Here is a 24,902-nt window from a genome sequence, read left to right as displayed (position 1 = left end):
TTTATATCCTTTCCAAAATACCGTCAACATCAGCAGTTTTTCCGATAATTCCCTGTTTATTCAAAAACATTATTGCACCGATATTGACATCACTTCTGTGCTTTAGGTATTTATCAATTCTTTTCATCAATATATCAATAGTTTTAGTGTCCCCAATAATTTCATAAGCCTCATCGGTCGTCACACAATCGAGAATATCCGCAAAATTATCCACACCGGCCAAAGCCGCACATAACGCAAGCGTTTCCATTCTGCCGTCCGCATATTTTGAATGAGTATTCATAATTCCGCTGCCAAGCTTAACAAGTTTACCCATATGCGAAATTATCAGTATATCCGAAAAACCCAAATCGGACGCATAATCTATCGCGTCACCAATATAATTACTGCACTGAACGGTATTTTTTATACCAAAAGTTTTTTTAGCAAAATCCTCGCCGTAATTGCCCGGCACAAGCACCGCAATACTGTCGCCGGCACTTTTTCGTGTATTGAGTTCAAGAAAAATCGTGTCCAAAAGTGCCTTTTCGCTCATAGGTTCAACAATTCCGCTTGTACCCAAAATCGAAATTCCACCCTCAATACCGAGTCTTGAATTAAATGTCTTTTTCGCGATTTCTTCGCCGTTCGGCACGGAAATAATCACATCAAAACCGCCGTCATAATCACCGCAAATCTCATTTATACTGTTTCTAATCATTTGACGCGGAACACTGTTTATCGCGGCATTTCCGACAGGTTGGTCAAGTCCGTTACGAGTCACGCGACCTACGCCCACACCGCCGTCAATTTTTATACCGCCACTATTTTTTCTGACAGTCGCACAAACAAGTATACCGTTGGTTATGTCGGGATCGTCACCGCTGTACTTTTTAACTGTGCAAGTGACACTGTCACCGTCAATCTGCGTGTCGGTTATGTCAATACTTATGCTCTCACCTTTGGGAAGTGTAATTTGAGTTGTTATGACTATTTCGTCATTTAACACAGTCATAACCGCCGCTTTTGCCGCCGCCGCGGCACAGCTCCCAGTCGTGTAACCTTTCTTTAAAAACCTGTTGCTTTTCATCTGTTTTTCTCCACAAAAAAATCATATACATTATTATATAATGTATATGATTTTCTGTCAATCCAAATTAGAGTTTCTTAACACCAAGTGTTACCTTTTCACCGTTGATGTTCCATTCTTTTGTGTTACCGTCGGCAGAATTTGTATCAACTTCATCTGCAAGAGTTTCGTCTTTGATAGTGCTTTCATTATCAGTGATAATCTTAGCAATCTTATCGTTACCCTCACAGCTTACTTTGATGTGGTCCATAACTTCAAAATCAGAATCTTTTCTCATTGTCTGAATTTTTGAAATCACTTCACGAACAAAACCTTCTTCGATAAGTTCTTCAGAAAGGTTTGTATCAAGCACAACAGTAATACCGTAATCGCTGTTTGATTCAAAGCCTTCCTTATGAGCCGATTCGATAAGCAAATCTTCTTCTGCAAGTGATTCTTCGTTTCCGTCAACAGTAATCTTTAGTGAGCCTGTTTCCTTAAGTTCAGCCATAGCCTTGCTGCCGTCAATATTAGCAAGGATTTCTCTTACTGCGTTGATATTCTTACCGAAACGTCTGCCAAGAGTCTTTAACTGCGGTTTAAAGCTGTATGCAGTAAATGCGGCAACGTCATCTGTAAATTCAACCTTTTTAACATTAAGTTCGTCCTCAATAATGTCAATATAGAAATCACTAAGTGCCTCCGGTGCTTTAACATACATCATACCGATTGGCTGACGGTTCTTAATATTTGCAGTATTACGGCACGCACGACCAAGCACAACTATATCAAGAACTTCTTCCATATCATTTTCAAGTTCTTTATCAATAAGTTTTTCGTCATATTCAGGGAAGTCGCACAAGTGAATACTTTCCGGAGCAGACTTATCAATATTTCTTACAAGATTTTGATAAATATCCTCTGTCATAAACGGAATCATCGGTGCAGCCGCCTTACAAAGCGTTACAAGTGCGGTATAAAGAGTCATATACGCGTTAATCTTATCCTGAGTCATTTCCTTAACCCAGAAACGTGCTCTCGAACGTCTTACATACCAGTTTGAAAGCTCGTCAACAAAGTTATCAAGCACTCTTGCCGTTTCTGTAATCTTGTAATTTGCAAGGTTATCGTCAACAGTCTTAACAAGTGTATTAAGCTTTGACAATAGCCACTTATCCATTACCGAAAGTTTATCGTATTCAAGAGTATACTTTGTTGCATCAAACTCGTCAATATTCGCATACAATACGAAGAACGCATATGTGTTCCAAAGTGTACCCATAAACTTACGTTGTCCTTCCGAAACCGCACCGTCATGGAAGCGATTCGGCAGCCATGGAGCACTGTTTGAATAGAAGTACCAGCGAATTGCGTCCGCACCATGCTTTTCAAGTGCGTCAAACGGATCAACCGCATTGCCCTTAGACTTAGACATCTTCTGACCGTTTTCATCCTGAACGTGTCCCAAAACGATTACATTCTTGTACGGTGCTTTATTGAATAGCAAAGTCGATTCCGCAAGAAGTGAATAGAACCAACCTCTTGTCTGGTCAACCGCCTCACTGATAAAGTCAGCAGGGAAGTTTTCTTCAAATATATCCTTATTTTCAAACGGATAGTGCCACTGTGCAAAAGGCATTGCACCCGAGTCAAACCAGCAGTCGATAACTTCAGGAACTCTGTGCATTTCCTTACCGCATTCAGGACACTTAATAGTTACAGCGTCAATAAACGGTCTGTGAAGTTCGATTTCATCAGGACAGTTATCAGACATTGACTTAAGTTCTTCGATAGAACCGATTGCGTGTCTGTGACCGCACTCACATTCCCAAATATTAAGCGGAGTACCCCAGTAACGGTTACGGCTTATACCCCAATCCTGTACGTTTTCAAGCCAAGCACCGAAACGTCCTTCACCGATTGTCTTAGGAATCCAATTAACTGTATTGTTATTTTTAATAAGGTCGTCCTTAACGTCTGTCATCTTGATAAACCAAGTATCACGCGCATAGTAGATAAGCGGTGTATCACATCTCCAACAGAACGGATAGCTGTGTTCAAACTTAGGTGCGTTGAACAGCTGACCTCTTTCTTCAAGATTTACAAGAATTTCTTTATCAACATCTTTACAGAATGTACCTGCCCAAGGTGTTTCTTTTGTCATTTCACCCTTACCGTCAACAAGCTGTACGAAAGGCAAGTCGTACTTTCTGCCGACATTCGCATCGTCCTCACCGAATGCAGGAGCGATATGAACGATACCTGTACCGTCTGTAAGAGTTACATAACTGTCGCAAGTTACATAATAAGCCTTTTTATCAGGTGTTACGAAATTAAATAGCGGCTCATATTCCTTGTATTCAAGGTCAGTACCGACATACTTTTCAACCACTTCATATTCTGTATCAGGGAAGTTTGCTTCAACAAGTGCTTCTGCCAAAATAAACTTCTCGTCACCTACTTTAATTTTTACATATGTTTCAACAGGGTTTACACAAAGTGCAACGTTAGACGGAAGTGTCCAAGGAGTTGTTGTCCAAGCAAGGAAGTATGTGTTTTCCTCACCCTTTACGATAAACTTAGCAGTAGCACTGCGTTCTTTAACGTCCTTGTATCCCTGTGCTACTTCGTGTGAAGAAAGCGGAGTACCGCAACGCGGGCAATACGGAACGATTTTGTGACCTTTATACAAAAGTCCCTTTTCCCAAATTTGCTTTAATGCCCACCATTCAGACTCGATAAAGTTGTTGTCGTAAGTTACATAAGGGTCGTCCATATCAGCCCAAAAGCCGACTGTACCTGAGAAATCTTCCCACATACCCTTATACTTCCAAACGCTTTCCTTACATTGCTTGATGAACGGTTCAAGACCGTATTCTTCGATTTGTTCCTTGCCGTCAAGACCAAGTTTCTTTTCAACTTCAAGTTCAACCGGAAGTCCGTGAGTATCCCAACCGGCTTTACGAAGTACCTTGTAGCCTTTCATTGTACGGTAACGCGGAATCATATCCTTGATAACACGCGTCAAAACGTGACCGATATGCGGTTTACCGTTTGCAGTCGGAGGTCCGTCATAGAAAGTATAAACCTCTCCTTCTTTTCTTTCATCGATACTCTTTTGGAAAATGTGATTGTCTTCCCAGAATTTTTCGGTTTTCTTTTCTCTTTCAACAAAATTCAGATTTGGTGAAACCTTGTCGTACATTATATTCATTCCTTTCAAATAAAAAAGCTTTCGTCCTGCATAACAAGACGAAAGCCAAATGCTTCGTTATACCACTCGTCATACCAACATATGCGTTTCCTTTTACGGAGAAAACCCGTCACAGTCTACTCGGCAAAGCCTTTCGGTGTGAAACTCGGAAGTGATATTCAGCCACATTTACTCACCGCCATGCTCTCACCGTCCATAGCTCGCTCTGTGTTTTCAATATGACATACTGTCTTCGTCATCGTCTTTATTGTTTTATTATATTACAAAATATTTTTTTAGTCAACAGTTTTTATTGAAAAATTTCCTGTCTGCCAATGTTTTTAGTCGATATTATCGACCATTTTCATAACATTCGCACAAAGTGACTTAATCTGCATTTTATACTGTTCAATCTCGCCTTTCAGCGAAAGCATTTCCTGATGGCGTTTCATATGTTCATCATCAATCTGACGTGCAAGATAAGACGCGTCAAGCTTTGCTTTACTGATAATTGCATTCGCCTCTGTTTCGGCATTTCTCTTTGCGTCCTCGGCGGCTTGCTTGGCAATGTCAATCGACTTCTGCATTGTGTTTTCCATTTGCTTGTAACGCTCCACCGTTTCGGTCAAAAGTCCGATTTTATCTTTAAGCGTCTGATTTTCTTTACACAAAAGTTCGTAATCCTGTATTACAACGTCAAGAAAATCGTCAACCTCATCACAATTATAGCCCTTGAGTTTCTTTTCAAATTCCTTATTTTGAATATCAATAGGTCTTAGCACAATGCTCCCCCTCCTTACACGAACTTCTCCACAGTTATGTGAAGTCTTCCTTTCCTGGTATTGTTCCCAATATCCTTTAAAATAAATCTTCCGTAATTGCGTATGGATAATAAGTCACCCTCACCGACTTGCTTTGAACGGTCAAGCACTTCTCGGTGATTCAGTTTTACATATCCCGAACTTATTAATTTTTCCGTATTTCCTCTTGATATATTGAGTGTCGCCGCAACTACCGCGTCAAGACGCAATGACGCACATACGCACATTTTTTCGGTCGTTTTCGGTTTAGGCGGTATAAAGTCCGCCATATCAACGATTTTCGTATTAACACCCGCATTTGCAATCTTATTCACGTTTCGTGCAACATATTCCGCTATATCCGACATTACAAACACATATGCGCCCTCATCATCTGTCAAAATATCGCCGGTTTTACTCCTGTCGATACCAAGCGACATAAGCGTACCGAGATAATCCCTGTGCGTCAGTTTACGAAACTTCGGCACATCAAAACGTATAACGGAAATCGGCACTTCGCTTTCCTCAGACTCCTGCCATTCGGGAAATACGCAAAGCACCTTTCTTTCCGCATTTTCATAACCGCCGAAAAACAACGTATTATATCCGTACGGAATTTGAAATTCGTCCTCAATCACGGCAAGTTCACCGCCGTCAAGGAAATCGGAACATTTCATTTCACAATGCTTATCGCAAAGCGAAAACAAATCGTTTATCCTTGCAATAAGCAACTTATGATTTGTATTCATATCCACCTCATATACAAAAGGGTGGTAATATCCCATACCACCCAGCCGTATTTTGTTTAATTATAAGCAAATCCAAATATCGGATTACATAAAGTTCCAATCCATACCGTTTTTAACGTGTTCTTTCATTGTATCGCCTGTTATATCAATATTTTTCGGAGCGGCAACAAAAATACCCTCTGATACACGTCTGACTTTTCCGTTTACGCCGTAAGCCGCACCGGACATAAAATCAACAATTCTTCTTGCTTCTTCATTGTCAATCTGTCCTACATCAAAAATAACAAGTCTGCCCTCTTTTATTTCATTGGCAACATTTGTCGAATCGTTAATATCGGAAGGTCTCATTATCTTTATTCTTGAAGATGATGTCGGATTGATAGGCACTACCTTTGAGAAAGTCTTTTTCGGAGCAGACTGCTGCGAACTTCTCTTGACACGCGCGTTTTCTTCGTCTTCTGCTTCTTCCTCATCATAATAGTCGTCATCATAATAATCGTCTTCACTTTCAAAGCCTAAAAAGTGCTTTACTGTGTTTAAAAAACCCATTTGTCCGTATCCTTTCATTATTACTTATTTTGAGAATAATCTCTTGCACCGAATATGGCACTGCCGACACGAACCATATTTGCTCCGCATTCAATGGCAGTTTCAAAATCCCCACTCATACCCATTGATAGGTATACCATATTAACATTATCATATTTTTTTTGCTTTATGTCAACAAAAAGTTGTCGCATGTTGTCAAAATGTAATCTGTTTGTAACAGAATTGTCAGTTTTCGGTGCTATTGTCATCAAACCTTTAACTTTTACGTGCTTTAATTCACCGGCATATTTTAACAAATCTTCAACTTCTTCTTTTGATATACCCGATTTTGTTTCTTCGCCGGAGATATTTACCTGTATCAAAATATCCATATCAAGATTATGTTTTTCCGCCTGGCGTTCGATTTCATCCATAAGTTTGATTGAATCAACCGAATGAATAAGGCAAACCTTATCAATGACATACTTAACCTTGTTTGTCTGTAAATGACCTATAAGATGCCACTTCGCAGGCAAAACGCTGTCATATTTGTCCCTTACCTCCTGTGGCTTATTCTCGCCGATGTCCGTTACACCAAGCTTTATAGCCTCGTTCATCATTTCGGCAGGGTGAGTTTTTGTAACGGCAACAAGCGTTATATCTTCACGTTTGCGTCCGCTCCTCTTAGCCGCCGCACTTATTCTCTTTTCAACTTCTTCAAGATTTTCCGCTATACTCACTTTTATCATTCCTTTACCTATCTTTCACCGACAACAATTCTCTCCATCTGTGAAAGTTTATTTTCCGCGTTGTCTGTCGATTCGATTATTGCATATCCGGCGTCCGTATTTGTAAACAAGACATCGCAATAACAGTCATGCTCTCTGTTTTCTTTTATTCCTATGACCTTCTTAGATCCGTCGTCTTCCGTTCTGACAGACTGTATCGGTACTTTGTAGCCCTCATAGCTTTCAAAAATCAAGTCCACGTCCACAAGTCTGTAAGAAAACGCACTTTCAAGATATGTCGGGCATTTAACCGTCAATATAACTCTGCCGTTTTCTTCGGCTGAAACGGAATTTATACTGCCCTTAACAACTGCGTCCGCCATATTGTTAAACCTAAGTTTTACGTTATCGCCGACTTCTCTTCCCTCTATGGTGTCTGACGGTATATCCATCATAACATACCAAACGTGGTTATTAACAATTTTGCACACCGCACCGCCGGCATTGATTTTATTGTCAATCTTCTGTATCTTCGGTGACTGCGACAAACTTTCAAAATATGAAACATCATAATTTTCTATGTCATTCGGAACAAGCTCCGTTTCGTATCCGTCTACATAAGTTGTAAACACACCCGAAATCTGTGCATAAATATCCTCTTTGTTTACGCCGATACTGTTTAAAATCTGCTCTCGCTGATTTTCAAGTTCCTGTTCTGTGTTGTCCTCCGCAAGCTGATTGCTTTGTCTTAGGCTGTTAATATCCTTCTTGTATTTTGCAATAGAAAGAATATCGTTATCCTGTGCCGCGTCAATTATATCATTTTCACGCTCGTATATGTTATTCTCCAAAGTGTTTGAATCAAGCGTTGAAATTGATTCTTCACTTTTTTCTGTTTTTGTCTTTTTTATCTTGTTGTCAACAACGGTAAGTTCTTTAATGCTGTCATCGCTGACATCGCCGTAAAACAAAGAACCGATTGTACTGTCTTTGCTGACTCTCTCACCCTCCGCAACGGAATGATAAGCCGTTCCCGCACTGCGTGAATACATAACCCATTCATCGCGTATAATAAAACCGTTTGTATTGATAGCATTTTCTTGCGTTATATAGCTTAATTTCTGCGTGTTTATCGGTGTGACGGCATATTTAATACCGTATCCTACCATAGCGGCTATCGCTATACAGATTACTATGATAAAGAATTTCTTCATCTGTTATTTTCCCCTTAATCCACAAAAATGTTTTGTAGTTTCTGTCAATATAATTATATTATATAATTTTTTTCGACTAAATACAATAGCAAACATCATTTTTGTGATTTAAAATATAAAATAGCCGATGCGGCGTCATATTTTTCACCAAGTATTGACAATTTTTCTTTCACAAAATCACTTTTACCCTTTTCAAGCACATCAACAATCCACGTCATAAACAGCCGTTCATCTGCATTTTTTATTTTTTCAAACACACCGCCCGATATTTCGCCGTTATGCTGACGGACATATTCAAAATATTCATTCATAACCGCACCGACAAGTTCATCAATCGTATACAGTTTATACGGATTTACGCCGAATATATTCGCCGCAATTTCAATACCCTCAATAAGCTCCTTTGAATATGCTTTTCTTGCAGCTGCGTAATCTCTCGCTTTAAAACTGTATAAACCGCCGCTTAATTTGCCGAACGCTTTCATACAGTCGTAATATCCGTCCTGTATGCTTTTTCTTATTCCGTCCCTGTCAAAATCAAATGTCCCCGTCTGCGGACGTGAGCATTTAATATTTATCACATTCTTACCGGCAAGATTAAAAGTTCTGTAAAAACCCACTCCCTTTACGTCTATCGCAATAATATTGTCAATACCTTTTTCAAGCAGCATATTAATCGGCATATTGTTTGACACGCCGCCGTCTATAAATTTCTTTTCGTCAATCGTCCTCGCCTTAAATCCCGGAAAACACGCACTCGCCATAAGGTATTCGGTCAGTTTACCGTAAGGTATGTCTTTGATAAAATAATAATTTTCGCTTTTCTCCGAAAGTGAAAAAGTCGCTATACCGAAATCAATTTCGGAATTACGAATTTTATCCTCGTCGACTATTTCATTTAACAGATTTTCAAGCGGTGACATATCAAGTCCGTTGTTACTGTAAATTTCTTTTGCGATTTTCATTAAGTTTTTGACTTTAAAAAGATTTTCGTCATTCTCCATTTCTTTCGGCAACAATATAATATCGTCAATCGCAATTTTGTTCCATAATCTTTCGGCTTTTGTTTTACTGCCTTGCACGAAAAGCGCACCGTTTACTGCACCGATTGAAACACCCGACACCGCCGAAACTTTAATTTTCAGTTCTTTAAGTGCTTTCCATACACCAATCTGATATGCCCCTCTGACGCCGCCGCCGGCTAAGACAAGTCCGTATTCCATATTTACCCTCCAATCCGATAAATGCCGTTATATAAAACATTTGGTGCGCAAAATATGCACACCGCCGGAAAGTCAATAAATTGTCCGGAGCGTGCACAATTCTCGTCTTTATAATTAACAAAACAACAGGCAAGCCTATCTTTGATATACGGCTTGCCTATGCACTTTCTGCGAAAATAAACTCTAACGTACACACGTACGCCGACAAGTTCATTTTCGCACAATCCGAACTAATTTCCCGACATCTGTCTAAATTATTAGCTGTTATATAGTTTTGTATAAAATCCGTTCTTGGCAAGCAATTCATTGTGAGTACCCTGTTCAATAATTCTGCCCTTGTCCATAACAAGAATTAAATCAGCCTCACGAATTGTTGAAAGACGGTGAGCGATAATAAAGCTTGTTCTGCCTTCCATCATCTTTAGGAATGCCTTTTGTATTCTCTGCTCTGTCATTGTATCGACATTTGAAGTTGCCTCGTCAAGAATAAGTATTTTAGGATCTGACAGCATCGCACGCGCAATAGTCAAAAGCTGTTTTTGACCGCTCGACAAATTTCCGCCGTCCTCTGTAATCATTGTATCATAGCCGTTCGGCAAACGCTTGATAAAGCCGTGTGCAGACGCAGCCTTTGCGGCATTTATAATTTCTTCGTCTGTCGCACCCTCTTTACCGTATGCGATATTTTCTTTTACAGTACCCGCAAACAACCAAGTATCTTGAAGTACCATACCGAAATTCTTACGCAAGCTGTCACGCTGAACAGAATCAATAGCCTGTCCGTCAACGAATATAGTACCCTTATCCACACCGTAGAAGTTCATCAAAAGATTTACGATAGTTGTTTTACCTGCACCCGTAGGTCCGACTATTGCTACTCTTTGACCCGGTTTTGCAACAATATTCAAGTCTTTGATAAGTTCTTTATCCTTATTATATGAGAAATCAACGTCTTTAAACATAACTTCACCGTTTTTAACTTCAAGTTCGGGTCTGTCCTCGTCAGGTGTTTCAGGCTCAATTTCGCCAAGTGCGAAAATTCTTGCCGCCGCTGCCTGTGCAGATTGAAGTTGAGTTAAAATACTTGTCATATCGTTAATCGGACGTGCAAACTGTGTAGCATAAATCAAGAAACTTGATATTATACCTACCGACAAATGTCCCGCAAGTGCGGCAAGTCCGCCAAGAACACCGACAGAAATATACGCAAGGTTATTGATATATCTTGTAGTCGGATTGACAAGCGATGAGTAGAATTGAGCCTTTTGACCGCAGTCGTAAAGACGAGAGTTTATCTCGCCGAATACTTCACTGCTCTTGTCCTCATAACCGAATGCCTTGACAACCTTTAAATTGCCGACCGTTTCCGAAACATAACCGTTAAGTTCACCGATAGTCTGTGCCTGTAATCTGAACATTTTACCCGAATTAGTCGCAATCGCTTTTGAAACGAATATACAAATAATCGTAATAACAATAACACAAAGTGTTATTCTCCAGTCAAGCAAGAACATCAAGACAAGCGAACCGACAACCGTTACGATACCCGAAAACAGCTGTGTAATTCCCTGCAAAAGGCCTTCGGAAACTGCGTCTATGTCGTTTGTAAGACGGCTGATAATATCTCCGTGTGAATGACCGTCAAAAAATTTAAGCGGCAATTTTGAAATCTTGCCGAATGCGTCTTTACGCATTTTTTCAATCGAATGGTTTGAAAGTGCGTTTGTAAACACTGTCATTCCCCATGTAAACAAAGCATTAAGCACATAAACCGCAAAAAGTATTCCTATAATTTTCGCAACCATAGTAAAATCTACGTTATTTTCGCCTTTGATAAAGTCGATAGCTCTACCCGAAATATACGGTGCAACAAGCATAAATATGTTTGCAAGCAATGCCGATATTATAACCAAAATAAGATATTTTCTGTTACCCGCAATATAAGAGTTAAGCTTTGAAAGTGTTTTATTGTTTTTCATTGTTTTACCCCTTTCTTAGTCAAGCTGTTCCTGTGAGTAACAAATTTCCCTGTAAATATCGCAAGTATCAACAAGTTCTTTGTGTGTACCTATTCCGACAATTTCACCGTCGTCCATAACCGCAATTCTGTCCGCGTCTTTCACCGAATTTACACGCTGTGACACGATTATAACCGTCTGACTGTCGGTATTTTCTTTAATAGCACGTCTTAAATTTGCGTCTGTCGCATAGTCAAGTGCGCTGGCGCTGTCGTCCAAAATAAGTATAGGCGAATTTTTGATTAACGCACGTGCGATTGTAATACGCTGTTTTTGACCGCCGGAAAGGTTGTTACCGCCTTGTGAAACGAATGTATCAAAACCTTTTTCAAGTCTGTCGATAAATTCGGTTGCTTGTGCCGTATCAGCCGCACGACGCATTTCTTCCAAAGTTGCGTCTGCCTTTGCCATATGAAGATTGTCCGCTATTGTACCCGAGAAAAGTGCCGCTCTCTGCTGTACAACCGCAACAGTCTTTCTAAGCGTGTCTTCATCGTATTTCTTTATATCCACTCCGTCAATAAGCACTTCACCCTTTGTCGCGTCATAAAAACGCGGTATAAGGTTTATAAGCGTACTCTTACCGGAACCTGTACCGCCGATAATACCGATTGTTTCCCCCTTTTTAATCGTCAAATTAATATTATCGACAGACGGTACTTTACTGCCTGTATATGTCAATGATACGTTTTTAAATTCAACCGCATTTTCACCGTTTTGAGTAGTATTCTTTTCGCCGTATTCAATAAGCGGCTCTGTTTCAAGAACTTCCCCCACACGCAAAGCCGACGCATATGCCTTTGTGTACAAAACAACAAGGTTTGCAACGACTATCATAGCGTTTAGAATTTGCGTAATGTAGTTGATAAACGCGATAACTTCACCCTGCGAAAGATGACCTGTGTTTACACGAATACCGCCGAAATAAATAACCGCAATAGCCGCAAGATTCATTATAATAGTAGTAAGCGGATTGGTAAGTGCGGCAATTTTACCGACTCTTATAGCTGTATTTGCGTAATCTGTATTTCTGTCGTTAAATCTTTCTTTTTCACGTTTTACGCCTGCAAACGCACGAATTACACGCACACCGGAAAGATTTTCACGAAGTACCAAAGTAAGCGAGTCAAGCTTTTTCTGAACAGATTTATAAAGCGGTACTGCCTTGAACATTACAAGGAAAAGTACGAGTATAAACAGCGGTATGACAATCATAAATATAATCGACAGCTTTAAGTCAATCATAATCGCCATAACAAGTCCGCCGACGCACAGAAACGGTGCACGGATTACAAGACGTATAAGCATTGCAACCGCCGATTGAAGTTGAGTAACATCGCCCGTAATTCTGTTTATAAGTGACGGCGTACCAAACTTATCAAGCTGTGCGAATGACAGTGTGCCGATTTTTTTGAACATCGCATTACGCACATCTGTACCGAATCCCTGTGACGCGATAGACGCACTGTACTGACATATAAACGCAAATATTACACCGAATGTCGCAATGACAAGCATTAATATACCCATTTTAATAATATAACTTCTGTTACCCATGTTAACTCCGTTATCAATCAGCAAAGCCATAAGAGTCGGAATTAGCAACTCCAACACCGCCTCGGACAATTTAAAAAACGGTCCGACTGTAAGCTGAAGCCTGTACGGTTTCAGAAACGGAAATAGTTTTTTCAATATAAAACACCTCTTTTGTGAAAAATCAATATCCTTTTTATTTTATCACTTTTTCTAAAAATATTCAATGAAAAATGTGCATTAATATTAATATTTTCACTCGCCTACATTCGTAATATGTAACGGACGTATCTTTATATATCGGTATGACGACAGCGGTCTGCAATCCGCATCATACGAATGTGCCGCAACAAGAATTGACTGAGGTGTTCTGTTTCCTGCGTCAACCACAACCGGAGAATGGTCAAATCTGTCTTTGTCGGTAAATTGCAGCTGAATAATGTCGCCGTTTTGAATTTGTGATAAATCGGTTAATATCGCTCTGGGTCCTGCACCGCGGTTGGTGGTTAAAAATCTGTATAATTCGTCAACTCCTGTCCATGCCGGCGCTCTGTTATTTACAGAAATGTAGTACCAACCGTATGTCGGCGTGTAGTTCATAACGCCGCTGCCGGCATATATGCACTGTGACGCAAAGTTTGTACAATCACCGCCCAAATCAGAAAAATCATAGTATTTCGGATTTCTTCCGTATGCCCACTTTTTCGCATATGCAACCGCATTCGCTCTGTTATATTCCATAAATATCATTCCTTTCTTTTTGTATATTAATATAATATGGAATATAGGCGGTTTTGTTAATGGGTGATAAATACCACCACTCCGTCACTTCGTGCCACCTCTCCTCAAGGAGAGGCTTTTTAGGCTCCCCTTGAGAGGAGCTGTCAACGCAGTTGACTGAGGGGCGGCAAAACGATAATATTACGTAGGGGCGACCATTGGTCGCCCGAATAAATAAAATTTTGTTCGTAAGGGACGCTGTCTCGACGTCCCACATATTTTTATAAAATCCCAACAAAAATATTTTTCAGTATTGAAAAATGCTTTATATTGGTATATAATAAAATTAAATAAATATAGGGAGGAATCGCTAATGAAAATATTGGTAACAGGCGGTGCAGGATACATAGGCAGCCACACTTGTGTCGAACTTTTAAATGCAGGTTATGAAATTGTCGTACTTGACAATCTTTACAACGCAAGTGAAAAATGCCTTGACGCAGTAAAAAAACTTACAGGAAAGGATTTTCCGTTCTACAAAGTAGACTTGCTTGACAAAGAGGCAACAGAAAAGGTATTTGCAGAAAATAAAATCGACGCAGTTATTCACTTTGCCGGTCTAAAGGCAGTCGGCGAATCTACAAGAATACCGCTTACATATTATGATAACAACATCACAGGTACACTTCACCTTATGCAGGCTATGGAAAAATACGACTGCAACAACATCGTATTCTCATCATCAGCTACTGTTTACGGCGATCCTGAAAGAGTTCCTATTGTTGAAACTGACAACAAAGGTGACAAAATTCTTACAACAAATCCTTACGGAACAACAAAACTATTTATCGAAAGAATTATGACAGACGCTCAAAAAGCTAATCCAAAGCTATCTGTAACACTTCTTCGTTACTTCAACCCAATCGGTGCTCACGAAAGCGGTATTATGGGTGAAGACCCTAAGGGTATTCCGAACAACTTACTTCCATACATTGCACAAGTTGCAGTAGGTAAGCTTGAAAAAGTTCATGTATTCGGTAACGATTACCCTACTCCTGACGGTACAGGCGTTCGTGACTATATCCACGTTGTTGACCTTGCAATCGGTCACGTTAAGGCTATTGAGCATTGCTCGGACAAGGAAGGCGTACACATCTACAACCTTGGTACAGGTAACGGTTACAGCGTTCTTGACATTGTTAAGGCATTCTCAAAGGCTTGCGGTAAGGAAATTCCTTATCAAATCGACCCAAGAAGACCGGGCGATATTGCCGAATGTTATGCAGATCCTGCAAAGGCAAAGGCTGAACTTGGCTGGGAGGCTAAGAGAGGTATTGACGAAATGTGTGCTGACAGCTGGCGATGGCAGTCAACTCACCCTGACGGTTTCGGTGAATAATTGATTTTAAGAGTTGTTTTAGATTTATTCCAAAACAACTCTTTTATTTTCAGACAAAGAAAGGACAAATAATGGAGCTTACAAAAGAAATATGGACGCAATCAGATTATGACGAATTTGCGGAATACTTAAAAACATTGGCTGACGAAAAATACAAAAAATTCAGTGACTCGCTTGTTCCCGGCGGAACGCAATCTATCGGTATTCGTGTACCCATCTTGCGTCAAACGGCTAAAGCTATTTCAAAAGGTGACTACGCGTCATTCCTTAATTGCAAAAACAACGCATACCGTGAAGAAATTATGATTAAAGGCTTGGTTATGTCGCTCATAAAATGCGATTATCACGAAATGCTCGGCTATATCAAGCAATACGTTGCTCAAATCACAAATTGGGAAACTTGCGACATTGTTTCATTTAAAGGATTGAAGAAACATTTAGATGAATTTTTAAATGACGTTGAATATTTTATCTACAACGAAAATCCCTGGATTGTGCGTTTCGGTTTTAATTGCCTTATGGAATTTTATTTGACCGATGAATATATCGACAAAGTTCTGTCATACGTCAACTCGGTAAATTCAGATTTCTACTATGTTCAAATGATGCAAGGATGGCTCGTTGCAACAGCCGCCGCAAAGTGCAGAGATAAAACAATGAAATTTCTTGAAAGCAACGATTTAAACGCAACCACTCAAAATATGGCGGTACGAAAAATTCGTGAATCGTTAAGAATATCAAAAGGAGATAAAGAACTTGTTCTGAAATTCAAAAAGTAACGGCATGGTGCTTGCCCTACCGTTCAGACTGTCGACAAATTGTCAGGAACGTGCAAAATATTTATTTTAATATTTAAAAATTTAATTTGTAGCTATAATAAATAACCGGCAAGCCTATCTTCGATATACGGCTTGCCGGTGCACTTTTTGCGAAAATAAACTCTAACGTACCCACGTACGCCGACGAGTTCATTTTCACAAAATCCGAACTAATTTCTTGACCTCTGTTAGCTTTCTTTTTTTCGGTTGTCTTCCCAACCGAGATATGTCGCTTCAAGACGATATATCGGCATCCCCTGTTCAGAGAAGCGTTGTTCATATTCAGTCATAACGTTGCCTTCAAACTTTGAATTATGCAAATCAAGGCTGATATTTTCAAGCTTGAAATTTTCCTCTGCAAATGAGTTAAGCGAAAAATCAAACAAAGCCTTATTATCGGTTTTAAACCAAATATAATCGCCCTGTTTAAGCACGGCTTTATATCTGTCAAGGAAACGCTTATGAGTAAGTCTGCGTTTTGCCTGTTTATTTTTCTTCCATGGGTCAGAAAAATTAAGATAAATACGTCTTATCTCGCCAAATTCAAATATATCTTCAATTTTTTCCGCATCCATATCCATAAACAAAACGTTTGTAAGTTCAGCTGCCACAGTTTTTTCCATAGCCATAACTATAACGTCCTCAACCTTTTCAATCGCAATAAAATTCACATCAGGGTACATTTTCGCCATACCGACAATAAAATTACCCTTACCGCAACCGATTTCAATATGAATAGGATTATCGTTACCGAAACGTTCCGCCCATTTCCCCTTATATTTTTCAGGTTCTTTTATCCAAATATCACTGCAACGTTCCATTCTTGCGTCACAATTTTTCTTTTTTCTCATTCTCATATTATTTTTACCTCAAACACAAATTTCTCATTTATTATACTATAACAATAATTTTTTTACAATATATTTCTCAAATATTTTAAAAACCACAAAAAAATCGGACGCATATGCGTCCGATTTTAATATTGTTTTATGATTTATTTAATTAAATCCCAAAGCATTGAAAGCATTGTAGCAGCCTGTGCTCTTGTTGCATTAGCCTTTGGTTGGAATGAACCGTCATCCATACCGTTGATAATACCCAAACCAACTGCATTGTTTACATCTTCAACAGCCCATGCTGCGATGTCTGATGCGTCTGTAAATTTCTTATCGGCAGCCTTAGCCTCAACATTCTTATATGCGGCAGCCTTAGCAACCATTGATGCCATTTCTTCTCTTGAAATTTCCTTATCGAAATCTTCAACAGTGAACGGAATATCTTCTGCAATTAGGTTCGCGTTTTGAGCGGCTTTTACGAATGGCATTGCCCAGTGTTCGCTTGCCAATGATGAATCTGTATCAATCTTTAGAGCGTTTACGATAAGTGTTGCAAACTGACCCTTTGTTACAGTTCCGTCAGGAGCGAAGTGTGTATCGTCCATACCGTTGATAACGCCTGCTTTATACATCTTATCGATGTATGTCTTACCCCAGTGACCTACAACGTCAACGAACGGTGAATCTGTTGATGGTGTTGAACCTGCAACAGGTAGAGCAGATTCGTCAAATGCCTTTGCCTTGTATGAATTTGAAACAAGTTTAACATTTGCGTCCGGTTGAGTTGTGTACTGTGAATTAGCAATATGGTCGTTCATATACCAGCTGATATGTGGCGGTTGGTTGTAACAGTTTGTATCTGTTGCTGATGAGTTTCTGTAAATATCATCATGTGCAAGAGTATAGAAGTTATAATTTGTTGCATATGGTGTTTCATATAGTCTTAGAGAATATTGATATACAGTCTTATCTAATTCAACTTCAACATCCTTATCAAAGTTACCCTTGATTGTTGTCTTTTCTTTCTTTGTGTCTTGACCTGTGATTGCGTAAGAAACAATTTCTTCTCTCCAGTCACCTAACAAGTCAGCTTGTAGGTTCGGATTACCCTTTGTTGAGTTGATTGAGTGTGAACCCTTACCCTCGAAAATCTTATCGAATGTCTTTGTATTGTCATTCCACTTTGTTACAGTAATTTCTTTACCTGCACCGTTGTGGTCTTGAAGTTCATCCTGTAAGTCGCCTGTCCAATAAATTCTGCCGTTCATAGCAGCCTTTAGATCAGGAAGTTCGTTACCGTTGCTGTCCCAGTAACCTGATGAACCTGCACCCCACATAGCGTACCAAGAATCGCCGTAACCGATATTGGCAATCATAGCACGACCTGTATCTTTGATACCGTTGTGAATTTGATAGAATTCGCCTGTCTTAGCGTTTTGAAGTGAAATACCCCATTGATGACGATCATTAGGAGCGCCTTGAGCAGCAGCTGCAGCCGAATTTTTAAATATTGTATTAGATGTGATGTATGGAGAAAGTTGTGGGCCTTTCAAATCAAACACTTCACTGTCTGCACTGTAATCCTCATAAGCTTTTAACCATTCAAGACCTTCTTTAGTCGGGTCGAAGTCACCAAGGTGCATAGCATCACCGTGCTCTTGATATGTACACCATAGAATTGAACCGTCGTTATCCCATGTCAAAGCACCGTAAAGAATTTCGTCCTTACCGTCGCCGTCAACGTCACCTGCTTCAATTTGGTGGTTACCTTGACCGATATAGCCGTTATTCTTTGATTCGGCTGTATCAAATGACCAGTCCATCTTTAGCTTACCGTTCTTAAAGCTGTATGCAGCGGCACCTGTACGTCCGTTAGGATTTGAGATACCCTTACCGAAGTAATAACCTCTTGCAAATACAGCAGACGGTGACTGACCGTCAATATAAGCTATTGTACTGTTATATCTTTCCGAACGGTTACCGAAATCATCACCGAATGTTAGTGATGCAGCATTTGAGCCGACAGTATTATTCGGGAAATAATCTATTGTGTCAAGAGCCTTACCTGTTGTACCGTCAAAACACGTTACATAAAGCGGACCTTGCAAGTTTTTACCGCCGTTTAGAGCAGCCCAGCTGTTTTCGTATGTTTCGCCCTTTGATGCATCACCGATTACGTTACCTTGACCGTCAACAGTACCGTCAGCAGTTCTCACCATAACTTCTGCTCTGCCGTCACCGTCAAAATCGGCTACGTTAAGCTGAGTATCGTGTTGTCCTGCACGGATATTGTAACCCATGTCAATTCTCCAAAGCTGAGTACCGTCAAGTTTGTAAGCATCCATATAAACCTTACCGGTTCTGCCGCCTGTAGCGGCGTCCTTAGCGTCTGAAGGGCTCCATAGCATTACGATTTCATATTGTCCGTCACCGTCAAGGTCACCGTATGATGAGTCACCCGGTGTATATGAACCGTAGTATATGCCGTTTCTGTCCATTTGTAAAACGTCACTTTCAGGAGCTTTAGCCAAAGGAATATCAAGGTATCCGTTCTCCCATACGCCTACGCTGTCTGACATTTCGCCGTTTGCAACTACTGTATACTTATCGTTTACAGTACCTGACGCGTCAACAAAGTTTGTAACCGCACCTTCGTTAATCTTTTCTTGGTTTCTGTAAAGAGTAAATGTAGTGTCAGCAGGCTCTGTTGCCAATCTTCTCCATGAAATAAGTACACCGTCGTCAGTCTTTGTCGCAACGACACCTCTATCAAGGTTTTCCATGTTTCTTGTGATTGCACTGCCGGCAAATGCACTTGCACTTGTCATAGGAGCAACTACTCCTACTGCCGCAACCTGAGCAAGAACCAAAGAAAATGCACCTAATTTTCTTAGTTTTTTCTTTGAATTTTTAAGCATTTAGTTATCCTCCCTCTTTTATATATACTTTACCTATCCATTAAAGCATAATAATAATTATCTATATAATATCATATTTCACAAACTTTTTAAAGTGTTTTTCATAAATTCAATGTATAATTTACAGTGTTTTTTGTTCAAAATGCGATTGAGTATTTTTGTTTATATAAGTGCAGAACACAAACGAAATGCCGTTTTCAACGCGTTTTTCGGACACGTTACCGAGCTCCCACACCTCATTTTTATCAAGATCGTCGATAAAAACATCCGCATTGCCGTCGGAAAACACCTTTGTTATATATGCACTGTCACAGTACGGCAAAAGCTGTCTGTAAACCTCTCCGCCGCCTATGACAAAAGTATCGTCACCGCCGTATTTTCCGATAACCGTTTTTATATCGTGAACAATCTCCGTGCCGTCACACTTAAAATTTTTATCGGTTGTAAGTACAACATTTTTTCGATTTTTAAGCGGTTTTGCGTTAGGGAAGCTCTCCAACGTCTTTCTGCCCATAACAACCGTCTTACCCATTGTTTTCTCTTTAAAAAATTCCATATCCTCGGATATGCGGAACAGCAAATTCATACCTTTGCCAATGCCCCACTTTTCATCAACCGCCGCAATTATTTTCATTCTGTTTCATCAGGAAATATCAATTCCTGTGCATACGGAAGTGTTCTCGCCCAATCGATGAATGACTTTGACCATTCTGTCAATTTGTGAAATCTTCTCTGACCTTTTGAACACATCGCCAAAAGATTTTCGTATGTCATTGTAACGGTTCTTGTCTGCTGCCACGCTGACGGCAACCATCTGATAAGTTCTTTCCAATATGCCTTATCCTTTGTTTCAAGATACTTTACACGCATACTCTCCAAAAATTCTATATGCTTGTCTATCACATCACCAAGTTTTGTACCGTCATAATCAAGATCTGAATTGTAATCGTCAATTTCAAAACACTCGGCAGTAATAGGTGTTGACGCAAGTTTGTGCATTGTCGATGTACTGTTCGCGGTTGTACCGACCTTATACGTATCAAATTCTTTCCACCAATAAAGCGGACCTGTTATATCAACCGACACAAAAATCTGACGCATAAATTTTCTGTGTTCACTGCCCGATTTTATAAGTCTTTGCGCCAAATCCAAATCGTTTTCACCGATTACGACTTTTCCGTTCTCCTCAACCGTATCATTTTTACGCCATGATTCAAGAGGGTTTCTCATACCTTTAAGCGCACGTTTAAAGCCGTAAACCTCTGTATTTTCAAATTTCATTTAGTTACCTCTTTTCATTTCGATATACTCGTCAAATGTACACATTCTGTCCACGATTGTGCCGTCCTCACGAATATCAATAATTCTGTTTGCAACGGTATTCACAAATTCGTGGTCGTGTGACGCAAATATAACGTTGCCCTTGAATGCTTTCAAACCATTGTTTACCGCAGTGATTGACTCAAGATCAAGGTGGTTTGTAGGCTGGTCAAGTATAAGTATGTTTGATCCGTACAACATCATTCTTGAAAGCATACATCTTACTTTCTCACCACCGGAAAGCACGTTTACCTGTTTGAATACATCATCACCCGAGAACAACATTCTTCCCAAAAATCCTCTTATATACGATTCGTTTTGAGTTTCAAAGCCTGCCGCACTGTATTGTCTTAGCCAATCTACAAGATTTAGTTCACAGCCGTCAAAATACTTAGAGTTATCTTTAGGAAAATAACTTCTTGACGTACTTACGCCCCACTTAACAGTACCCTCGTCCGGCTCATCTTCACCGGCAAGTATTTGCATAAGCGCAGTAATTGCAATTTCGTTTTCACCTATTATGGCAATCTTATCGTCATGATTTAGTGTGAATGATATATTATTAAGAAGTTTTTCACCGTTTACAGTCTTTGAAAGTCCGTCAACGGTAAGCAAATCGCGTCCCGCTTCTCTGTCCATATCAAAGCCGACAAACGGATAACGTCTTGATGACGCAGGCAATTCTTCAACTGTAAGTTTATCAAGCATTTTCTTACGGCTTGTAGCCTGTTTTGATTTCGACTTATTCGCAGAGAACCGCTGAATAAAAGTCTGCAATTCTTTAATTTTTTCTTCAGCTTTTTTATTTTGTTGCTTGATAAGTCTTTCCATCATCTGACTTGACTCGTACCAGAACTCATAGTTACCGACATACATTTTAACCTTTGAATAGTCAATATCAACGATATGCGTACACACAACATTAAGGAAATATCTGTCGTGCGATACAACTATGACTGTACCCTCGTAATCAAGCAAGAAATCTTCAAGCCATTCGATAGCCTGCAAGTCAAGGTGGTTTGTAGGCTCGTCAAGAAGAATAATGTCGGGGTCACCGAAAAGTGCCTGTGCCAAAAGGACTTTAACCTTTTCGTTACCGCCAAGGTCAGCCATCTGCGAATACATAATACTTTCGTCAAGTCCAAGACCCTGCATTAACTTTGACGCATTGGAATCAGCCTCCCAACCGTCCATTTCCGCAAATTCCGCCTCAAGTTCAGCCGCTTTTATACCATCCTCGTCCGAGAAATCTTCTTTTTCATACAATGCGTCTTTTTCTTTCATAATATCATAAAGACGCTTGTTACCCATAATAATCGTATCAAGTACAGTGTACTCGTCATATGCAAAGTGATCCTGTTTCAAAACCGACATACGACAATTTGGGTCGATAGACACTTCACCGGTTGTCGAATCAAGTTCACCCGAAAGAATTTTAAGAAAAGTCGATTTTCCCGCACCGTTTGCACCGATTACGCCGTAGCAGTTGCCCGGTGTGAATTTTAAATTAACGTCCGAAAACAGATTTTGTCCGCTGAAATTCAGACTTACGTTTGTTACTGTAATCATTAAATATTTCTCCTAATTTTTATTGTTGATTTTATTTTTCAATTATACTATAATAATGTTATGAATGCAAGTATATTATAGGAGGAAATCAGAATGTTAAATATAGGTTGTCACTTGTCAGCCGCAAAAGGCTATATGAATATGGGTAAAGAGGCAAAGAGCATTGACGCAAATACTTTTCAATTTTTCACGCGTAATCCACGCGGAGGTAAAGCGAAAGCTATTGATGAACAAGACGTAAAAAACTTCCTTGAATTTATGAAAGAAAATAATTTTTCGCAAATTCTCGCTCACGCACCGTATACGCTTAATGCGTGTTCCAATAAAGAAGAAACTCGCGAATTTGCCTTAAATACAATGGCTGACGATTTAAGACGTATGGAGTATACACCAAACCAGCTTTACAACTTCCATCCGGGCAGTCACGTCGGACAAGGCGTTGAAATCGGAATTGATTTTATCGTAAAGCAGCTTAATACTGTACTTACACCCGATATGACAACAACAGTTTTGCTTGAAACAATGGCAGGTAAAGGTACAGAAATAGGTCGCAGTTTTGAAGAATTGAAAGAAATCCTTGACGGCGTTAAACTTGATAATAAAATGGGCGTGTGTATGGATACTTGCCATATTTATGACGGCGGATATGATATTGTCAATGACCTTGACGGTGTTCTTGATGAATTTGACAGAATTATCGGTCTTGACAGATTAAAAGCCATTCATATGAACGACAGCAAAAATCCTTTTGCAAGTCATAAGGACAGACACGAAAAAATCGGTGAAGGCAGTATCGGTTTTGATACTATGGTTAAAATTATTAACCACCCTAAATTACAGGGTATTCCGATTTTGCTTGAAACTCCAAATGAGCTTGACGGTTATAAAAAAGAAATTCAAATGCTTAGAGAAGCATATACTATATAAAACAGAATACTAAATTAAATACAAAACCCAAGAAAAGATGAGGACGTCAGCCCTCATCTTTTTTTTGGTTTTCTTCATCTTCTTCAAATCCTGTTCTTAACTTAGGGATAATCTGACTGCGTCCGCCTCTGCCGTTTGTATTATGTTTTCTTTCCACACTTTCAACCAAATCAGTATCTATGTTTTTCAACGCAAAATCTATACATTGATTTATAAATTCATTTCGGCTTATATCAATTTCAATAGCCCAACTGTTGATTTCTTCTAACATTCTACTATCCAATCTAAGTGAAATAACTTCTTTTTCAGGTTTTTTAGGTTCAAATTTTTTCAAAGCGATTCCTCCTCTTGACACAATTATATATTCTATGCTAAAATAATCCTATATTCTTATATTGAATACATATAAGAATACTATTTAATTATATATTTTTAATATCATAAAAATAATACTATATGTAGTAGGAGGAAGATTACAATGGAAAATCAAACAGAAAACACAAATGTAACAACTGAAAACAAACCGCAGTCCGAGCCGTTGCATAAATCATTTTGCAGAGAGTGCGGCACAATGATTAGTGAAAAAGCGGATATATGCCCTAACTGCGGCGCCGCACAGCACAGAGTCAGTGTAATAAACGACACCCCGTCAGCAGGACTTAAGGTACTGTCATTCTTTATCCCTCTTGCCGGATTGATTTTATTCGTTGTACAAAGCAAGGATACCCCTATCTCTGCCAAAGAATACGGCAAATGGGCTTTAATCGGTTTTTGTACGGGTATAGCTTTGAGTATCGTGTGGTACTTTGTAGTGCTGGCGTCTGTTTCAAGTATGTTCAAAGCATTTAGTTTTTAATCAAAAAGGAGTGTTTATATTATGAAAAAAATATTAGTAGTAGCATTATCGGTAGCTTTATTGTTATCAACAACTGCGTGCGGAACAAATTCCGAACTTGAGGCACTAAAGCAAGAAAACGAACAATTAAAATCACAGTTATCAGACACAGAGGAAAAACCGACTGAAAAACCAACCGAAAAGCCAACCGAAAAACCGACTGAAAAATCAGAAGAACAAAAAACTTCAGATACTCAACCAAACTCCGATAGCACTTACGAGCTTACCGCAGGAAGTTATGAAATACCTAATGATGTACCAAGCGGTAAGTATGACCTTGTTGCGGTCAGCGGTCATGGTACTTTTAAAGAGAAAGATGAAAATGGATATAACGTCTTTAGTGAATGGCTCGGAGTTGATAGCGACCAATATTATACCACAGAATACAAAAATGCTAAATTAACTGACGGAAAAACAGTCGAAATCAGCGGAACTCTTAAAGTACAATTAATCCCTAAGAACTAAT

At 39.4% G+C, this 24,902-nt stretch carries 22 protein-coding genes; 5 read left to right on the top strand and 17 right to left on the bottom strand.

Features of this window, described 5'->3' with window-relative positions:
* Position 1: 1 nt before the first annotated feature.
* From cbiD to ACSAMO_RS09195, 11 genes are all read right to left on the bottom strand, one after another.
* Positions 2 to 1,069, bottom strand: coding sequence for a cobalt-precorrin-5B (C(1))-methyltransferase CbiD (gene cbiD, locus ACSAMO_RS09245; RefSeq protein WP_337869375.1), 1,068 nt, complete (start codon positions 1,067 to 1,069; stop codon positions 2 to 4).
* 67 nt (positions 1,070 to 1,136) lie between these two features.
* Positions 1,137 to 4,253 (bottom strand): isoleucine--tRNA ligase, encoded by a 3,117-nt coding sequence (ileS, locus tag ACSAMO_RS09240; protein WP_412956396.1) that lies wholly within the window; start codon positions 4,251 to 4,253, stop codon positions 1,137 to 1,139.
* Positions 4,254 to 4,582: 329 nt separating this feature from the next.
* Entirely contained in the window at positions 4,583 to 5,023 is a 441-nt protein-coding gene (locus ACSAMO_RS09235) for a DivIVA domain-containing protein (RefSeq protein WP_022230004.1), read from the bottom strand.
* A gap of 14 nt (positions 5,024 to 5,037) precedes the next feature.
* Positions 5,038 to 5,790 carry a YlmH family RNA-binding protein gene (locus ACSAMO_RS09230; protein ID WP_337869373.1) on the bottom strand — a complete coding sequence of 251 codons (753 nt, stop codon included), beginning with the start codon at positions 5,788 to 5,790 and terminating at the stop codon, positions 5,038 to 5,040.
* An 84-nt stretch (positions 5,791 to 5,874) separates the two neighbouring features.
* On the bottom strand, positions 5,875 to 6,339 hold the full coding sequence (locus ACSAMO_RS09225) for a cell division protein SepF (protein ID WP_022230006.1): 465 nt from the start codon (positions 6,337 to 6,339) through the stop codon (positions 5,875 to 5,877).
* 20 nt (positions 6,340 to 6,359) lie between these two features.
* Positions 6,360 to 7,067 carry a YggS family pyridoxal phosphate-dependent enzyme gene (locus ACSAMO_RS09220; RefSeq protein WP_337600411.1) on the bottom strand — a complete coding sequence of 236 codons (708 nt, stop codon included), beginning with the start codon at positions 7,065 to 7,067 and terminating at the stop codon, positions 6,360 to 6,362.
* A gap of 8 nt (positions 7,068 to 7,075) precedes the next feature.
* Positions 7,076 to 8,260: a biotin/lipoyl attachment domain-containing protein gene (locus ACSAMO_RS09215; protein ID WP_337600409.1), complete on the bottom strand. Its 1,185-nt coding sequence runs from the start codon at positions 8,258 to 8,260 to the stop codon at positions 7,076 to 7,078.
* Positions 8,261 to 8,355: 95 nt separating this feature from the next.
* Entirely contained in the window at positions 8,356 to 9,483 is a 1,128-nt protein-coding gene (locus tag ACSAMO_RS09210) for a patatin-like phospholipase family protein (protein ID WP_499209177.1), read from the bottom strand.
* 257 nt (positions 9,484 to 9,740) lie between these two features.
* Positions 9,741 to 11,462 carry an ABC transporter ATP-binding protein gene (locus tag ACSAMO_RS09205; RefSeq protein WP_483229629.1) on the bottom strand — a complete coding sequence of 574 codons (1,722 nt, stop codon included), beginning with the start codon at positions 11,460 to 11,462 and terminating at the stop codon, positions 9,741 to 9,743.
* A 15-nt stretch (positions 11,463 to 11,477) separates the two neighbouring features.
* Positions 11,478 to 13,193: an ABC transporter ATP-binding protein gene (locus tag ACSAMO_RS09200; protein WP_483229628.1), complete on the bottom strand. Its 1,716-nt coding sequence runs from the start codon at positions 13,191 to 13,193 to the stop codon at positions 11,478 to 11,480.
* 96 nt (positions 13,194 to 13,289) lie between these two features.
* On the bottom strand, positions 13,290 to 13,784 hold the full coding sequence (locus ACSAMO_RS09195; RefSeq protein ID WP_412274598.1) for an amidase domain-containing protein: 495 nt from the start codon (positions 13,782 to 13,784) through the stop codon (positions 13,290 to 13,292).
* Between the two features lie 343 nt (positions 13,785 to 14,127).
* Between ACSAMO_RS09195 and galE the strand changes: the two genes are divergently transcribed.
* A complete protein-coding gene (galE, locus tag ACSAMO_RS09190) occupies positions 14,128 to 15,153 on the top strand; it encodes a UDP-glucose 4-epimerase GalE (RefSeq protein ID WP_022230013.1) in 1,026 nt (341 codons plus the stop codon).
* Positions 15,154 to 15,224: 71 nt separating this feature from the next.
* The gene (locus ACSAMO_RS09185) at positions 15,225 to 15,932 is read left to right on the top strand and encodes a DNA alkylation repair protein (RefSeq protein WP_483229627.1); all 708 of its coding nucleotides are present in this window, start codon (positions 15,225 to 15,227) and stop codon (positions 15,930 to 15,932) included.
* A gap of 227 nt (positions 15,933 to 16,159) precedes the next feature.
* Here the strand turns inward: ACSAMO_RS09185 and trmB are convergent, their stop codons facing one another.
* The 5 genes from trmB to ACSAMO_RS09160 form a co-directional block, all read right to left on the bottom strand.
* Positions 16,160 to 16,828 carry a tRNA (guanosine(46)-N7)-methyltransferase TrmB gene (trmB, locus tag ACSAMO_RS09180; protein ID WP_022230015.1) on the bottom strand — a complete coding sequence of 223 codons (669 nt, stop codon included), beginning with the start codon at positions 16,826 to 16,828 and terminating at the stop codon, positions 16,160 to 16,162.
* A gap of 137 nt (positions 16,829 to 16,965) precedes the next feature.
* Positions 16,966 to 19,725 carry a rhamnogalacturonan lyase family protein gene (locus ACSAMO_RS09175; protein WP_483229626.1) on the bottom strand — a complete coding sequence of 920 codons (2,760 nt, stop codon included), beginning with the start codon at positions 19,723 to 19,725 and terminating at the stop codon, positions 16,966 to 16,968.
* A 121-nt stretch (positions 19,726 to 19,846) separates the two neighbouring features.
* Entirely contained in the window at positions 19,847 to 20,359 is a 513-nt protein-coding gene (locus tag ACSAMO_RS09170; RefSeq protein ID WP_412274608.1) for a dihydrofolate reductase, read from the bottom strand.
* Positions 20,356 to 21,006 (bottom strand): hypothetical protein, encoded by a 651-nt coding sequence (locus ACSAMO_RS09165; RefSeq protein ID WP_022229320.1) that lies wholly within the window; start codon positions 21,004 to 21,006, stop codon positions 20,356 to 20,358. Before ACSAMO_RS09165 ends, ACSAMO_RS09170 begins: the two co-directional genes overlap by 4 nt.
* Positions 21,007 to 22,614 carry an ABC-F family ATP-binding cassette domain-containing protein gene (locus ACSAMO_RS09160; RefSeq protein WP_117967742.1) on the bottom strand — a complete coding sequence of 536 codons (1,608 nt, stop codon included), beginning with the start codon at positions 22,612 to 22,614 and terminating at the stop codon, positions 21,007 to 21,009. It lies immediately after the preceding gene.
* Between the two features lie 93 nt (positions 22,615 to 22,707).
* Here ACSAMO_RS09160 and ACSAMO_RS09155 point away from each other — a divergent pair, with 93 nt between their 5' ends.
* On the top strand, positions 22,708 to 23,541 hold the full coding sequence (locus ACSAMO_RS09155; RefSeq protein WP_337871104.1) for a deoxyribonuclease IV: 834 nt from the start codon (positions 22,708 to 22,710) through the stop codon (positions 23,539 to 23,541).
* A 46-nt stretch (positions 23,542 to 23,587) separates the two neighbouring features.
* Here the strand turns inward: ACSAMO_RS09155 and ACSAMO_RS09150 are convergent, their stop codons facing one another.
* A complete protein-coding gene (locus ACSAMO_RS09150; protein WP_022229323.1) occupies positions 23,588 to 23,875 on the bottom strand; it encodes a hypothetical protein in 288 nt (95 codons plus the stop codon).
* 144 nt (positions 23,876 to 24,019) lie between these two features.
* Here ACSAMO_RS09150 and ACSAMO_RS09145 point away from each other — a divergent pair, with 144 nt between their 5' ends.
* On the top strand, positions 24,020 to 24,397 hold the full coding sequence (locus tag ACSAMO_RS09145; protein WP_117969030.1) for a zinc ribbon domain-containing protein: 378 nt from the start codon (positions 24,020 to 24,022) through the stop codon (positions 24,395 to 24,397).
* 21 nt (positions 24,398 to 24,418) lie between these two features.
* Complete coding sequence (locus ACSAMO_RS09140) at positions 24,419 to 24,901, top strand: hypothetical protein (protein WP_499209176.1); 483 nt, start codon at positions 24,419 to 24,421, stop codon at positions 24,899 to 24,901.
* The last annotated feature ends 1 nt before the right edge of the window (position 24,902 follow it).

The organism is Ructibacterium sp. SJQ-7, from assembly GCF_054696575.1.
The sequence above is the reverse complement of the archived record's forward strand: the minus strand, read 5'-3'. Positions and strand labels throughout refer to the sequence as shown.